This window comes from Mucilaginibacter sp., from assembly GCF_965277465.1.
Lineage (GTDB): Bacteria > Bacteroidota > Bacteroidia > Sphingobacteriales > Sphingobacteriaceae > Mucilaginibacter.
In genome coordinates this window covers 1,567,046-1,581,120 of sequence record NZ_CBDICW010000001.1, presented here as the reverse complement: position 1 = coordinate 1,581,120, position 14,075 = coordinate 1,567,046, and the positions used below count along the sequence as shown (strand labels likewise).

6 protein-coding genes, 2 tRNA genes and 3 rRNA genes are annotated in these 14,075 nt (G+C 41.4%); 6 read left to right on the top strand and 5 right to left on the bottom strand.

Going from position 1 to position 14,075, the window contains the following annotated elements; genetic code table 11:
- Positions 1-12: 12 nt before the first annotated feature.
- The 5 genes from ACQY4U_RS07195 (at position 13) to ACQY4U_RS07175 (ending at position 6,292) form a co-directional block, all read left to right on the top strand.
- Entirely contained in the window at positions 13-2,094 is a 2,082-nt protein-coding gene (locus tag ACQY4U_RS07195; RefSeq protein ID WP_428328711.1) for a cellulose biosynthesis cyclic di-GMP-binding regulatory protein BcsB, read from the top strand.
- A 98-nt stretch (positions 2,095-2,192) separates the two neighbouring features.
- On the top strand, positions 2,193-4,031 hold the full coding sequence (locus ACQY4U_RS07190) for a glycosyltransferase family 2 protein (RefSeq protein ID WP_428328710.1): 1,839 nt from the start codon (positions 2,193-2,195) through the stop codon (positions 4,029-4,031).
- Positions 4,028-5,584, top strand: coding sequence for a hypothetical protein (locus ACQY4U_RS07185; RefSeq protein WP_428328709.1), 1,557 nt, complete (start codon positions 4,028-4,030; stop codon positions 5,582-5,584). Before ACQY4U_RS07190 ends, ACQY4U_RS07185 begins: the two co-directional genes overlap by 4 nt.
- Before the next feature lie 105 nt (positions 5,585-5,689).
- On the top strand, positions 5,690-5,965 hold the full coding sequence (locus ACQY4U_RS07180) for a hypothetical protein (RefSeq protein ID WP_428328708.1): 276 nt from the start codon (positions 5,690-5,692) through the stop codon (positions 5,963-5,965).
- A 51-nt stretch (positions 5,966-6,016) separates the two neighbouring features.
- Positions 6,017-6,292 (top strand): 2OG-Fe(II) oxygenase, encoded by a 276-nt coding sequence (locus ACQY4U_RS07175; protein ID WP_428328707.1) that lies wholly within the window; start codon positions 6,017-6,019, stop codon positions 6,290-6,292.
- A gap of 133 nt (positions 6,293-6,425) precedes the next feature.
- Here the strand turns inward: ACQY4U_RS07175 and rrf are convergent.
- The 5 genes from rrf to ACQY4U_RS07150 all read right to left on the bottom strand — a co-directional run bounded on the left by rrf (position 6,426) and on the right by ACQY4U_RS07150 (position 11,901).
- A 5S ribosomal RNA gene (gene rrf / locus ACQY4U_RS07170) occupies positions 6,426-6,537 on the bottom strand.
- A 249-nt stretch (positions 6,538-6,786) separates the two neighbouring features.
- A 23S ribosomal RNA gene (locus ACQY4U_RS07165) occupies positions 6,787-9,662 on the bottom strand.
- 266 nt (positions 9,663-9,928) lie between these two features.
- A tRNA-Ala gene (locus ACQY4U_RS07160) sits at positions 9,929-10,002 on the bottom strand.
- Between the two features lie 75 nt (positions 10,003-10,077).
- Positions 10,078-10,152: transfer RNA gene (locus ACQY4U_RS07155), tRNA-Ile, on the bottom strand.
- Positions 10,153-10,379: 227 nt separating this feature from the next.
- A 16S ribosomal RNA gene (locus ACQY4U_RS07150) occupies positions 10,380-11,901 on the bottom strand.
- Together the 16S, 23S and 5S rRNA genes with 2 tRNA genes alongside form the textbook arrangement of a ribosomal RNA operon.
- Positions 11,902-13,137: 1,236 nt before the next feature.
- On the opposite strand from ACQY4U_RS07150, the gene ACQY4U_RS07145 reads away from it, so the two are divergent.
- Positions 13,138-14,064 (top strand): outer membrane protein assembly factor BamD, encoded by a 927-nt coding sequence (locus ACQY4U_RS07145; protein ID WP_428328706.1) that lies wholly within the window; start codon positions 13,138-13,140, stop codon positions 14,062-14,064.
- Positions 14,065-14,075: the final 11 nt, after the last annotated feature.

The following is a 14,075-nucleotide window of genomic DNA, read 5'->3' as shown; positions in this document are numbered from 1 at the left end:
ATTGACAAACCAATGAACAAATTTTTTACCTTATTAGCCCTTGTATTTCTTTTAAGTAAGGCATCATTGGCGCAGAGTGTTGTGTCCTTTAAATCATTAGGACATGATGACAACGCTATTTACGGAATGAGTGGCGCAAGTTCAATTTACGTTAAGGTTTCGCCTCAGGTTGAAATGAACGGAAGTAAATTGGTGTTGTACCTTGAGCCTTCACAGGCCTTATTAAAAGATCATTCTTTTATCAATGTTATTATCAATAACAAACCGGTTTATAGCGCCCGTTTAACAAAAGATTCTGTAGAAAAAGTTTCTATAAACTTAAGCCGTGAAGATTTATCGCCTGATAAGTTTTTGAAGATACAGATCAAAACATTGTTAACCATTACGGATGATATATGCCGCGACCTTGATAACCCGGGCATGTGGCTTAAAGTAAAAGATTATTCATACCTATCATTGGTTAAAAACAACAAAATAGGTTTAAGCGATGTAAACATCAGCAATTGCTTTGATTCAAAAAGAGCTATTGTTTACCCTGCCGATCCAACCCTGCACGATTTAAAGGCTGTTGCATGGGCTTATGCAAGGCTTAAGAAAACTACCAACAAAAAAATAATGGTTTTTGAAGCAGGCCAACTGCCTGATAGCATCAAGAACTATATCCAGGTTGGTAATCTATCTGCATTGCCTGAGGATAAACGTTCATTGATTAAAGTATCTCCGCAATCAAACGAAGGTATATTCTATCTTGCAAAATCAACAAGTACAGCAACTGATACAGTAACTCAAATGGTTAATGTAAGGGGCAAAATGGTTGCTGTAAAATCTGTTTCTTCGGAGTCTGTACCGTCAGAAGTGCTGTTTGTTAGCGGTGGCGACGATGCTGGTTATGAAAAAGCTATTACTGCTTTAGGTAACATCAATATTTTAAACTCATCATTCGGCGATTATTTGTTAATTGACCAGGCTCAAAATACTTACTTCAAAAACATTGACGAGAACCGTTCAAAATTAACATTAAAACAGGTTGGCGGTTCAAGCGATTTCCTTTCAGGTATCGGATCATTAAAAAGCGCTTATACCTTTAAAAACAGCGACTTTAACTTTACCCCTAAAGAAGTTGAGATCAGGTTTATTGGTACTTACAGCGGCTTAAGCCCGGGCGACAGGGGTTACTTTAACATTTACCTTAACGGCTTACTGATCAGCAGCGAAAAGCTTGATGCTTCGGGTAAGTTAAATACTTCGGTAACTATTAACCGTTACCAGCACCATAAATACAACACGCTGGAGTCTGAATTTAGATTTTTCCCAACCAACGGTATGTGTAAAAACAGCTTCATTAACTTCTTTGGCGAGGTTGATGTTGATAAATCATACCTTGAATCAAAAAATCCTTTTATATCAAGCGATCTTAGCTTCTACCAGTATCCTGAAGCATTTAATACAGGTACCACTAAAATTGTGGTATCAAAAGATTATGCAAAATATGCTGCAGGTGCAGTTGGCGAAATTATATACGAGTTGAACAACAACATCAACGCTAATAATTTCCCTGATTTTGTTTACTCAAGCGATATCCCAACAGGCGACCTTAAGAAATACAACATCATTGCCTTGTTAGATAAAGACGATAAGCTGATGAAGGAGTTCCCTGATGCACCAATTAAGTTTGATCAAAACTTCCGCCTGTATAATACCGAAAACAATAAGGTAGTATACTCGCTTTCAGATACCACATCAAGCGGTTTAGCGCAGATATTTTACGGCCGCAGCAATAATGCAACGTTAGTACTTACTGCAACAGGTTCACATATATCAGATGCGTTTCTTGCCGCTTCAAGGTCAATCACCGAGCAGCTGTCTACCTTATCAAGTAACGTTTGCGTAACCGATGTTAACTCCAACAAATACCTGTTTAACATCAACAAAACAAGCGAAAATCTGGAGTATGTTGATACCAAAAGCGCTATAACACGTTTCTGGGAAGCTTATAACCTATACATATTGCTTGGTATATTGGTGTTGATACTGCTGTCATTCTTATTTGTACGTTCAAGAGTTCAAAGGTCACAGGAATTATATAACGATTAATTTGCTGTCATATCATTAATTATATAAGTAACCTTATCCGTAATGGCTAAGGTTACTTGATAAATTGGTTTAACATTTTTACTGAAACTAAACTTAATATGTCGATTCCTGAACTTTTGGTTAATGATGGTTTTATATCTCAGCAAGATCGGGAAAAGATAAATGACCTTTCGGCCAAAACCGGACAATCATTTATTAAAATAGCGCTTAACTTTGGTTATATATCCCGTAAAAACTACGAACGCTCATTAACAAATGCAGGTTATGTATTTAACCAGATCAGGGATTTAGCTTACGATGCGGATGTATTAAGCAAAATTGAACTGAAGTTTGCAGATCAGCATTTAGCGCTGCCCCTGCGGATTGAAAATAACAGGGTAATAACTGTAATGGCCGATCCGTCGAACCAGCTGTTTATTGATTTCATCAGATTCACCTACGATTGTGAACCGGAGATAATTCTGGCATCAGACCTGGATGTAACCTGGATGAGCCATAAGCTAACCGGAGATAAGTATGTAAAATCAGCCGTTTATGAGCTTCTAAACCGCGATCCGGATAGCTCTGCATTTATTACCTTTTCATCACCGCAGCTCGTATTCTTTTTTGTTTTGTTAGCTTTGGTAACCATAGGACTGGTATTAAGCTTCAAAAACACCTCTATCATTATTAACGTAATGATCAGCTCATTTTTCCTGGTAGCTATTTTATTTAAACTGTTCTTAGCCCTTACAGGCTCCCGGTTTGAGCTGCACCAGGCCGTAACCAGAGAAGATCTGCGCGAAATTGTTGATACCGAATTACCCATCTATACCATTCTATTACCTGTATATAAAGAGGATAAGCTGATCAAAAAACTGATCTGGAACTTACAGGCGCTTGATTATCCGCGAGAAAAATTAGATATAAAGCTGCTTATTGAGGAAGATGACGATAAAACTCTTAATGCCGTTCGGAATCTTGATTTCCCGGCAATATTTGAGGTGGTTGTTGTTCCGTTCCACATGCCAAAAACAAAGCCTAAAGCTTGTAATTATGGCCTGCACTTTTCAAGGGGTAAATACCTTACTATTTACGACGCGGAAGATATTCCGGATACAGACCAGTTGAAAAAGGTGGTATCCATGTTCAGCAAGCTACCATCAAACTATATATGTATCCAAAGCGCATTAAATTATTTTAACCGTAACGAAAACTTCCTTACCAGGATGTTTACCCTGGAGTACTCTTATTGGTTTGATTATATGCTACCTGGTTTGGATACGCTTGATATTCCTATTCCGCTGGGAGGTACCAGTAATCACTTTAAGTTAGAGAACCTGGTTGAATTAGGTGCCTGGGATCCGTTTAACGTAACAGAAGATGCCGACCTTGGTTTAAGAGCTTATGCTAAAGGCTATAAAATAGCAGTTGTTAACTCAACTACTTACGAAGAGGCAAATAATGAGCCTATCAACTGGATCCGTCAGCGTTCAAGGTGGATCAAGGGTTACATGCAAACCTATTTGGTGCACATGCGCCACCCAGTAGCCTTATGGAAAAAATTAGGCTGGAAAGGCTTTTTAGGGTTCAACTTTTTTATTGGTGCAACCCCGCTTACCTTTTTAGTTTATCCGTTTTTACTGGCCATATTTATAAGCTACCTGGTATTTGACCTTTCAACTATCCGCACGCTGTTTCCAGACTGGGTGTTGTTTATGTCGATCTTTAACTTAATGGTTGGAAACATCCTGATGATCTATATCAACATGATGGCTGTATTTAAAAGGCGCTTTTATGAGCTTATCCTTTTTTCAATCGCCAACCCTGTATACTGGTTAATGCATTCAATTGCTGCATTTAAAGGCCTTTACCAATTAATAGTAAAACCCTTTTACTGGGAAAAAACAGAACACGGGCTTAGTAAAGTTAATAGTCCAACAAACGTTGTTAAATGAGAAATCAATCCAAATATCTGTTACTTATCACCATTTTATTGGCGATCTATTACCTGGTATGTGGTATCTACCTGAATTCACTGGGTTATTTTAGCCAGGAGGCTATCTTTTATATCGAAAAATCAAAGATAGTTATTGATGGTGTTGGTAACAGGCTAAAAGTAATGGGCTTAACTGCGCCTATATTACCGTTCTATACATCGTTCATATTTTCATCTATTAAGGATATATGGGCGCCTGTAATAGCATCAGCATTATGTACAGCTATCCTGTTTTACATGCTGGGCAGCGCATTAATAAAAAGGGTTAAAGATGAATTTTACCTGTTTGTTTTGCTGGTAATTTTCATATTTCATCCGGGTATATTATATGCGGCCTGTTCGGGTAAATCAATAGCGCTGGTGTTGATATTTTTCTTCATGTTCTTCTTTAACCTGTTAAAGTTTTACAGGTCAAACACAACATTTCACGTTTCAATTGCCAGTATCAGCCTTGTGTTGCTTATATTTTGCGATTATAATTTTATATGGCTTTCCTTATTCTTTATACCACTCGTATTATCAATAACCATACAGAGCTTAAACTTAGGTGAGCAGGAATCAATATTCAGGATGTTTATCAGCTTCAATAACCCATCCCTGCGAAGAAAGCTGATCAACAAAACCTTTGCGCTTTATATTATCCTGTTCATATTGCCACTGGCCTGTATTGTATGTTATAAGCTACTTAACTTAACACATGCCCAGGATTTAAACTATTTTAATGAAAGCCCTTATGCTACCTGGACAGTATTGGCCGATAAACTTAGTTTTGATCAACTATCAACCAGTAGTATTTATCAGTTGCCCGAAACTTCGCTATTAATTTCGGCACGGATGGTGCTATTTTGCCCGCTTATTTTAGTGGCTATCTATCTATTCAGAAACAGCACCTATCAAATACTTACACTTTTAACGCCATTTGCCTTTATTGAGTTTTTGCACATTAAATACGAAAAGGTATTTTTAGTTCAGGAATATTACCTCATGTTCTTGGTACTTTCGCTTTTATGTATTATCCATAAGTCGCAAACCATCCGGAATCAAACCGTTTTAAAGATAGTTGTTGGCGTGCTTGCATTGGTACAGCTTTTTACTGGTTATATTTTCCTTGCGAATTCATCCATTGCAGAGGAGCAGCACTTTATTACCATGTTGTTTAATAGGTCGGCCGATACGCGCCAGGACGAAAACAAAGAACTTGCAAACTATATAAACCATTTACCTGAAGACTCGCATATTTTAATTGACGACGCCATTGCTTACCCGGTGGTTGCATTTTCAAACAATATCCATAAACTAACATTACCTTATCAAAGTGCATTTTTAAGCGCTATAGAAGCGCCGGATAAGTATGATGATTACATATTACTTGCAACCGAAAAAAATGAAGTTACGGGCTTTACACAACTAAATAACAAATACGTTCCCATTATTAAAAAGTCAAACAGTGGTTTAAAACTCAGAAGGGTATATGAAACTGACGACTGGATATTGTATAAAGTATTTGAATAGTATATTGACACTCACATTAAAGCCGGATGACATTTATCATCCGGCTTTTTTATACCTGATAGTTTGAGTAGGCTAACTCAGTTTATTTAAACTACCTTCACCAAATTGGAAATCATATTTAATGAACTCATCGACACTTATCTTAACGGACAGGTTGGAGTAGCCACAAATTTCCTGACTAAGGAACTGGCCGCTCATTTAACTACTAATTTACAACAACTATATTCAGATGATCTGCTACAATTAGCAGGAACCGGGAATGAGCTATTGATCAATCACGACTTGTTAATCCGGAAAGATAAAATCTACTGGCTTGACCGTATCCACCACAACAAGTATGAAGATGCATTTTTTGACTTGATGGATCTGTTTGTTATTTAACTGAACCAAACCTGTTATACAGGCATTACAGGCTATGAATTTCACTATACATTGTATGAGAAGGGTAGTTTTTATAAGAAACATCTGGATCGCTTTCAAAACAATAGCGACAGGGCTTATTCTATTATCCTTTATTTAAATGAGGGATGGAAAACGGCTGATGCCGGAGAACTGCGTGTTTATGATGTAAATAATGTGTCCAGAGATATATCGCCTGATGGAGGCAAGAGTATTTTCTTTAAAAGTGATGAATTGGTACACGAAGTACTGCCAACCAACAAAACCCGGATGAGTGTTACCGGTTGGCTAAAAACTAATAAGCTATAAGGTATAAAGAAGGGATCAACTGAAATAAAGTCATAAGCGACACTTTAGTGTTTGGATAGGGCGTTCCCTTCTAACGTAGCCTATATTAAACAAGAAAGCCTTGTATCGTTAAGATACAAGGCTTATCTATAAGATTTGGCACCGACCTACTCTCCCACATTTTACTGCAGTACCATCGGCTCTGGCGGGCTTAACTTCTCTGTTCGGAATGGGAAGAGGTGGACACCGCCGATATAGGCACCTGAATTTCTTTTGGTTCATCGGCTGATAGTTTACTTGTTCATTATTCTGTGATGAACGGTATACTTACCTGCTTTGACCGGTATTTTATTTGTTTGTGCTGATCAGAGCTTATCTTCAGTACAGTGACTGATGATTTGTTTCTGATTAACTAAACAATGACATATTATTGAAAGAAGCAATGAATTGAGAAAACAACAGTATTAGTTTTTGTCGGGTCATATGCCGGAGCACATGACCCATTATTACCTGCTATGAGAAAGCTTCGGGCGATTAGTATTACTTGGCTATGATGTCACCACCTTTATACCTGTAACCTATCAACGTAGTAGTCTGCTACGACCCTCAATGGAAGTCTCATCTTGTGGCTAGTTTCGCACTTAGATGCTTTCAGCGCTTATCTATTCCCAACGTAGCTACTCTGCAATACAGCTGGCGCCATAACAGATTCACCAGAGGTTAGTCCAACCCGGTCCTCTCGTACTAAGGTCAGCCCCACTCAAACTTCCTGCGCCCACAACAGATAGGGACCGAACTGTCTCGCGACGTTCTGAACCCAGCTCGCGTGCCACTTTAATGAGCGAACAGCTCAACCCTTGGGACCTTCTCCAGCCCCAGGATGTGACGAGCCGACATCGAGGTGCCAAACCTCCCCGTCGATATGAGCTCTTGGGGGAGATCAGCCTGTTATCCCCAGCGTACCTTTTATCCTTTGAGCGATGGCCCTTCCATGCAGAACCACCGGATCACTATATCCGTCTTTCGACCCTGCTCGGCTTGTCTGCCTCACAGTCAAGCAAGCTTATGCTATTGCACTCCACGTACGGTTACCAAGCGTACTGAGCTTACCTTTGAAAGCCTCCGTTACCTTTTTGGAGGCGACCACCCCAGTCAAACTACCCGCCAAACAATGTCCCCCGTTGCCAGGGTTAGACACCAGATACAGAAAGGGTGGTATTTCAACGTTGACTAACTGACTCCTAGCGAAGCCAGATCACAGTCTCCCACCTATCCTACACATCCTGTAGCCGATTTCAATGTTAAGTTGTAGTGAAGGTGCATGGGGTCTTTCCGTCCCGTTGCGGGTAACCGGCGTCTTCACCGATACCACAATTTCACCGAGCTCATGGCTGAGACAGCGCCCAGATCGTTACACCATTCGTGCAGGTCGGAACTTACCCGACAAGGAATTTCGCTACCTTAGGACCGTTATAGTTACGGCCGCCGTTTACCGGGGCTTCGATTCAATGCTTCGAATTGCTCCTAACATCCCCTCTTAACCTTCCGGCACCGGGCAGGTGTCAGGCCATATACGTCATCTTTCGATTTTGCATAGCCATGTGTTTTTGTTAAACAGTCGCCTGGGCCTTTTCACTGCGGCTTCATTGCTGAAGCGCCCCTTCTCCCGAAGTTACAGGGCCATTTTGCCGAGTTCCTTAGCCATGATTCACTCGAGCACCTTAGGATTCTCTCCTCGACTACCTGTGTCGGTTTACGGTACGGGTTTTTATAACCTGAAGCTTAGCGGGTTTTCTTGGAAGTCTGATTACCTGAACTATCACATCCCCCGAAGGTTCTGTGTACTATCAGCTTTCAGCAGGAATGGCGTACTTTACTACCTTCCCTATACCTACGGCCTTTAACGAACTATTCCGTCAGTTCGCGTCAGTGTCACTACTCCGTCACCGCATCGCAGTTATAAAAAGTACTGGAATATTAACCAGTTGTCCATCGGCTACGCCCTTCGGCTTCACCTTAGGCCCCGACTAACCCTGATCCGATTAGCGTTGATCAGGAAACCTTAGTCTTTCGGTGGGCGGGTTTCTCTCCCGCCTTATCGTTACTTATGCCTACATTTGCTTTTCTATTTCCTCCACAGTCATTTACATTCCTGCTTCACCGGTCGATAGAATGCTCCCCTACCAGATGCATTGCTGCAAATCCATAGCTTCGGTATACCACTTGATGCCCGTTTATTATCCATGCCCGATCGCTCGACTAGTGAGCTGTTACGCACTCTTTAAATGAATGGCTGCTTCCAAGCCAACATCCTAGCTGTCTGTGCAATCGGACCTCGTTAGTTCAACTTAGTGGTAATTTGGGGACCTTAGCTGATGGTCTGGGTTCTTTCCCTCTCGGCCCTGGACCTTAGCACCCAGAGCCTCACTCCAGCGTATATTAATAAGCATTCGGAGTTTATCTGGATTTGGTAGGATTTGACTCCCCCGCACCCAATTAGTAGCTCTACCTCTTATTAACTCAACCGCCAGGCTGTTCCTAAAAACATTTCGGGGAGTACGAGCTATTTCCCAGTTTGATTAGCCTTTCACCCCTACCCACAAATCATCCGGAAACTTTTCAACGTTTATCGGTTCGGTCCTCCAGTACCTGTTACGGCACCTTCAACCTGTCCATGGGTAGATCACAAGGTTTCGCGTCTACCTCCCCTGACTATACGCCCTATTCAGACTCGCTTTCGCTTCGGATCCGTGTCTTAAACACTTAACCTTGCCAGGAAAGAGTAACTCGTAGGCTCATTATGCAAAAGGCACGCCGTCACAGAACTTGTCTGCTCCGACCGCTTGTAAGTACACGGTTTCAGGTTCTATTTCACTCCCCTGTTCGGGGTTCTTTTCACCTTTCCCTCACGGTACTGGTTCACTATCGGTCTCTCAGGAGTATTTAGCCTTACCGGATGGTGCCGGCAAATTCCCACAAGGCGTCTCCGACCTCGCGGTACTCAGGATACCACTATCCTATTATCAATTACCCGTACGCAGCTCTCATGCTCTATGGCCGGGTTTCCCACCCCGTTCCGGTTTTCTTTAATATTCATGTTGTGGTCCTATAACCCCCATTATGCCGTAACATAATGGGTTTGGGCTTCTTCCCTTTCGCTCGCCACTACTCAGGAAATCACTGTTGTTTTCTCTTCCTCTGCTTACTTAGATGTTTCAGTTCAGCAGGTTTGCGCATTTATGCAACTATTCTTCAAATAGTTAGGTTTCCCCATTCGGAAATCTCCGGATTAATTTATATTTGCTAATCCCCGGAGCTTATCGCAGCTTATCACGTCCTTCATCGCCTCTGAGAGCCAAGGCATCCCCCGTGTACCCTTTCTTACTTTCTTCTACTATATCGCCTTTTGCTCGATATGTATGCTTTTTGATTCTTGTTGCGTTCTCCAGCTTACATGCGCATCAGTCCAGTTCTCCAATCATCTTGCGACGATTGTCCCACTTTCCCTCTTTACCGTAATCCTTCAAAGCCTCAACAGTCCTCTATACTGTTGTCTTCTCTTTTTATTACTTCTTCCAATATGTCAAAGAACGTTACCCCGATAACATTACGTCATCTTGCTCTATATCCTATCCCTTTCAGGAAACGGAGGGTGTGTGGAGAATAACGGATTCGAACCGTTGACCCCCTGCGTGCAAGGCAGGTGCTCTAGCCAGCTGAGCTAATCCCCCTTAAGATGTTTACGTCTTCCGTATCCGGTCATCCGTCAATCGCTGACGCTTACCTTCACTTCCAACTTACCTTAGTAGTCCCGAGCAGATTTGAACTGCTGACCCCTACATTATCAGTGTAGTGCTCTAACCAGGCTGAGCTACAGGACTGTTGATTTTTAGGATTTCAGACCTGCGATTTTTGATTTTCCTGTTTCCGCTTAAATCGTCATTCGTAAATCGTAAACCGTAATCTCTTACAATCTCGCCTCCCAGATGTCAGTCACTATTGATGGCTTCATCTTTTGGGTTTTTCTTTTTGTTTTTAATATAAGAAATAATCATGCAGGTAACAGCTTTGCTGTTATGTGTTTGAGAGTTGTTGGATACTGCTCCAGAAAGGAGGTATTCCAGCCACACCTTCCGGTACGGCTACCTTGTTACGACTTAGCCCCAGTTACCGACTTTACCCTAGGACGCTCCTTGCGGTGACGCACTTCAGGCACTTCCAGCTTCCATGGCTTGACGGGCGGTGTGTACAAGGCCCGGGAACGTATTCACCGCAGCATTGCTGATCTGCGATTACTAGCGAATCCAACTTCACGGGGTCGAGTTGCAGACCCCGATCCGAACTGTGATCAGCTTTTTGAGATTGGCATCCTGTTGCCAGGTAGCGGCCCTCTGTACTGACCATTGTAGCACGTGTGTAGCCCCGGACGTAAGGGCCATGATGACTTGACGTCGTCCCCTCCTTCCTCTCTATTTGCATAGGCAGTCTGTTTAGAGTCCCCACCTTAACGTGCTGGCAACTAAACATAGGGGTTGCGCTCGTTGCGGGACTTAACCCAACACCTCACGGCACGAGCTGACGACAGCCATGCAGCACCTAGTTTCGTGTCCCGAAGGACTTGAGCGTCTCTGCTCAATTCACTAACTTTCAAGCCCGGGTAAGGTTCCTCGCGTATCATCGAATTAAACCACATGCTCCTCCGCTTGTGCGGGCCCCCGTCAATTCCTTTGAGTTTCACCCTTGCGGGCGTACTCCCCAGGTGGAATACTTAACGCTTTCGCTTTGACGCTGACTGTATATCGCCAACATCGAGTATTCATCGTTTAGGGCGTGGACTACCAGGGTATCTAATCCTGTTTGATCCCCACGCTTTCGTGCCTCAGCGTCAATCATACTTTAGTAAGCTGCCTTCGCAATTGGTGTTCTGTGACATATCTATGCATTTCACCGCTACTTGTCACATTCCGCCTACCTCAAGTACATTCAAGCCAGTCAGTATCAAAGGCACTGCGATAGTTGAGCTACCGTCTTTCACCCCTGACTTAACTGGCCGCCTACGCACCCTTTAAACCCAATAAATCCGGATAACGCTTGGATCCTCCGTATTACCGCGGCTGCTGGCACGGAGTTAGCCGATCCTTATTCTTACCGTACATTCAGCTTGATTCACGAATCAAGGTTTATTCCGGTACAAAAGCAGTTTACAACCCGTAGGGCCGTCTTCCTGCACGCGGCATGGCTGGTTCAGGCTTCCGCCCATTGACCAATATTCCTTACTGCTGCCTCCCGTAGGAGTCTGGTCCGTGTCTCAGTACCAGTGTGGGGGGTCATCCTCTCAGATCCCCTAAACATCGTAGCCTTGGTAAGCCATTACCTTACCAACTAGCTAATGTTCCGCATGCCCATCCTTATCCTATAAATATTTGATCACAAAACAATGCTATCCCGTGATATTATGCGGGCTTAATCTCTCTTTCGAGAGGCTATCCCCCTGATAAGGGTAGGTTACATACGTGTTACGCACCCGTGCGCCACTCTCATCGGAAGCAAGCTCCCGAATCCCGTCCGACTTGCATGTATTAGGCCTGCCGCTAGCGTTCATCCTGAGCCAGGATCAAACTCTCCATTGTAAAATGTCTAGTTTATTCTCTGACCCTATTATTAATTAATAGAATCTGTATTATATATCTTTATACAGTATCCTCTCTCTTTTGTTAACCGCATCCCTTTGTTTCTCTTTACTACTTTTACATCCGTCGGTCCGGCTTGCGCTTTTCCTTCTTTTGCCCTGGTAGCTCCGAATCCCTCAGGACCGTTACTCTACATGATTTTCTATTCCTTATAAGAACTTTTCGTCTCGCCATCTCGGGTCGACTTTTATATGCTTTCGTATCGTTGCCGGTACTTAACTTTTCATTTTGATGATCCGGAAATCGCTTCCTTCTCTTTTTGTTTTGCCCCGTTGTTTTGGGACTGCAAAGGTAGAAACCTTTTTGTATTTTGCAAACTTTATTTTTTAATTTTTATTTGCCTTTTTCTACCCACTTCTTGAACTCTGCTCTTCCCTTTTTACCGGGTCGCAAAGATGTGACTTTTTTTCCATTTCAGCAAATGTTTCTTAATCCATTTACCTAATCTCTTTTCATCACACAACCTTCAAATAACTACCCCTTCTTTTCCGAAGCGGGATGCAAATGTACAGCCTTTTTTTGTCTGTACAAAAACTATAATCAAATAAACAGCTATAAATATATAAAGCTTTGCAAATCAGCTTAAAAAATTCAAACAAAACGCAGTAAATAGCCATTAGCCGTATCTTATAATACATAACGCTTGCTTTTATCAAAAAAGCTTAGGCCTTTATCTGCATTAAAAACAAAAAACATTTTATAGTAAAGCAGCCTGAAACATGGCGTAAAAAGACTGATCTTTTAATTCCATATATTAAAAGGAGCATCCCTTGGGTGTTTTATGCCCACGCCGGAATATGATCTATATATAATAAGCCTTCTTTAACCGAATCGGCATTATCATATAGCTTAATATTTACCTTTAATAATAGCAGTGTATATATACTATATAGATCTATACGAAAAACAGCTTTTACAGGTTACTGCTATACAGTATATATAGTATTGCATTAATATGAATGTATACAGCTTATCAAGCTAAAAAACAGCCCGCTTGATATGGTATATATAAATAAGGATTAAGTTTGGTATTTTGAGCCACTTAGCCTGGCAGGTAAACTCTGTTAAAAGATGTTAAATGATACCTATATATATAGCGTGGGCAAAACAAGCGTTATATATTAGCCGATAAAATAAATAATTGACTGATTTATATTAATCACCTATCTTTGCAAAATGTTTAAAAAACAACTAACGTTATTAACCAGTGTATTAGCCATTATTATTATAACACTGGGAAGTTGTAAAAGTAAATTTGAGAAACTTAAAGCCAGTAATGATAATGCTAAAAAATATCAGGCTGCTTTAAAGTACTACAATAAAAAAGACTATACCAAGGCTTTAGACTTGTTTGAAACACTTGTACAGCGTTACAGGGGCCAAACACAGGCCGAAGATTTGTACTACTATTATGCTTATGCCAATTATAAGCTTAGAGATTATACATCGGCAAGGTATCACTTTAAAACATTTGCTGAAACCTACCCATCGAGCGCAAGAGCCGAAGAGTGTCGTTTTATGGCTGCTTATTGTTATTACCTGGATTCGCCTATTTTTTCGCTTGATCAGGAGAATACATCAAAAGCCATTGAATCATTACAGTTATTTATTAACTTGTACCCAAAGAGCGACCGTGTTGCTGAAGCGAGCAAGTTGATACAGAACCTGCGCGATAAATTAGAGCAAAAAGCTTATGCTAATGCCAAGCTATATTTAACCATCAGCGATTACCAGGCGGCTGTTATTGCATTTGGCAATATGCTGCGCGATTATCCGGATACTAAATATGCCGAAGAGATTGACTTTTTAACTATAAAAGCACAGTATGAATATGCTGACCATAGTCGCGAATATTTACAGGCGGTACGTTATGGCCAATCATTAAGCTATGCACAGCAGTTTATTGAAAAATATCCTACAAGTAAATACTTAAAGGATGCCAACGGCTTTAAAAAATTAAGCGAAAACGGTATTGCTGAAACCAAAAAATTGTTGGCTGAAGCACAAACAAACGAAAGAATAGCAAGAAAGATAGCTAAGAAAGATACAGTAACCAGTCAGCCACCTTCTGAAAAAGGAAACGTTGATAAAAAGATCCCATAATTAACAAAGAT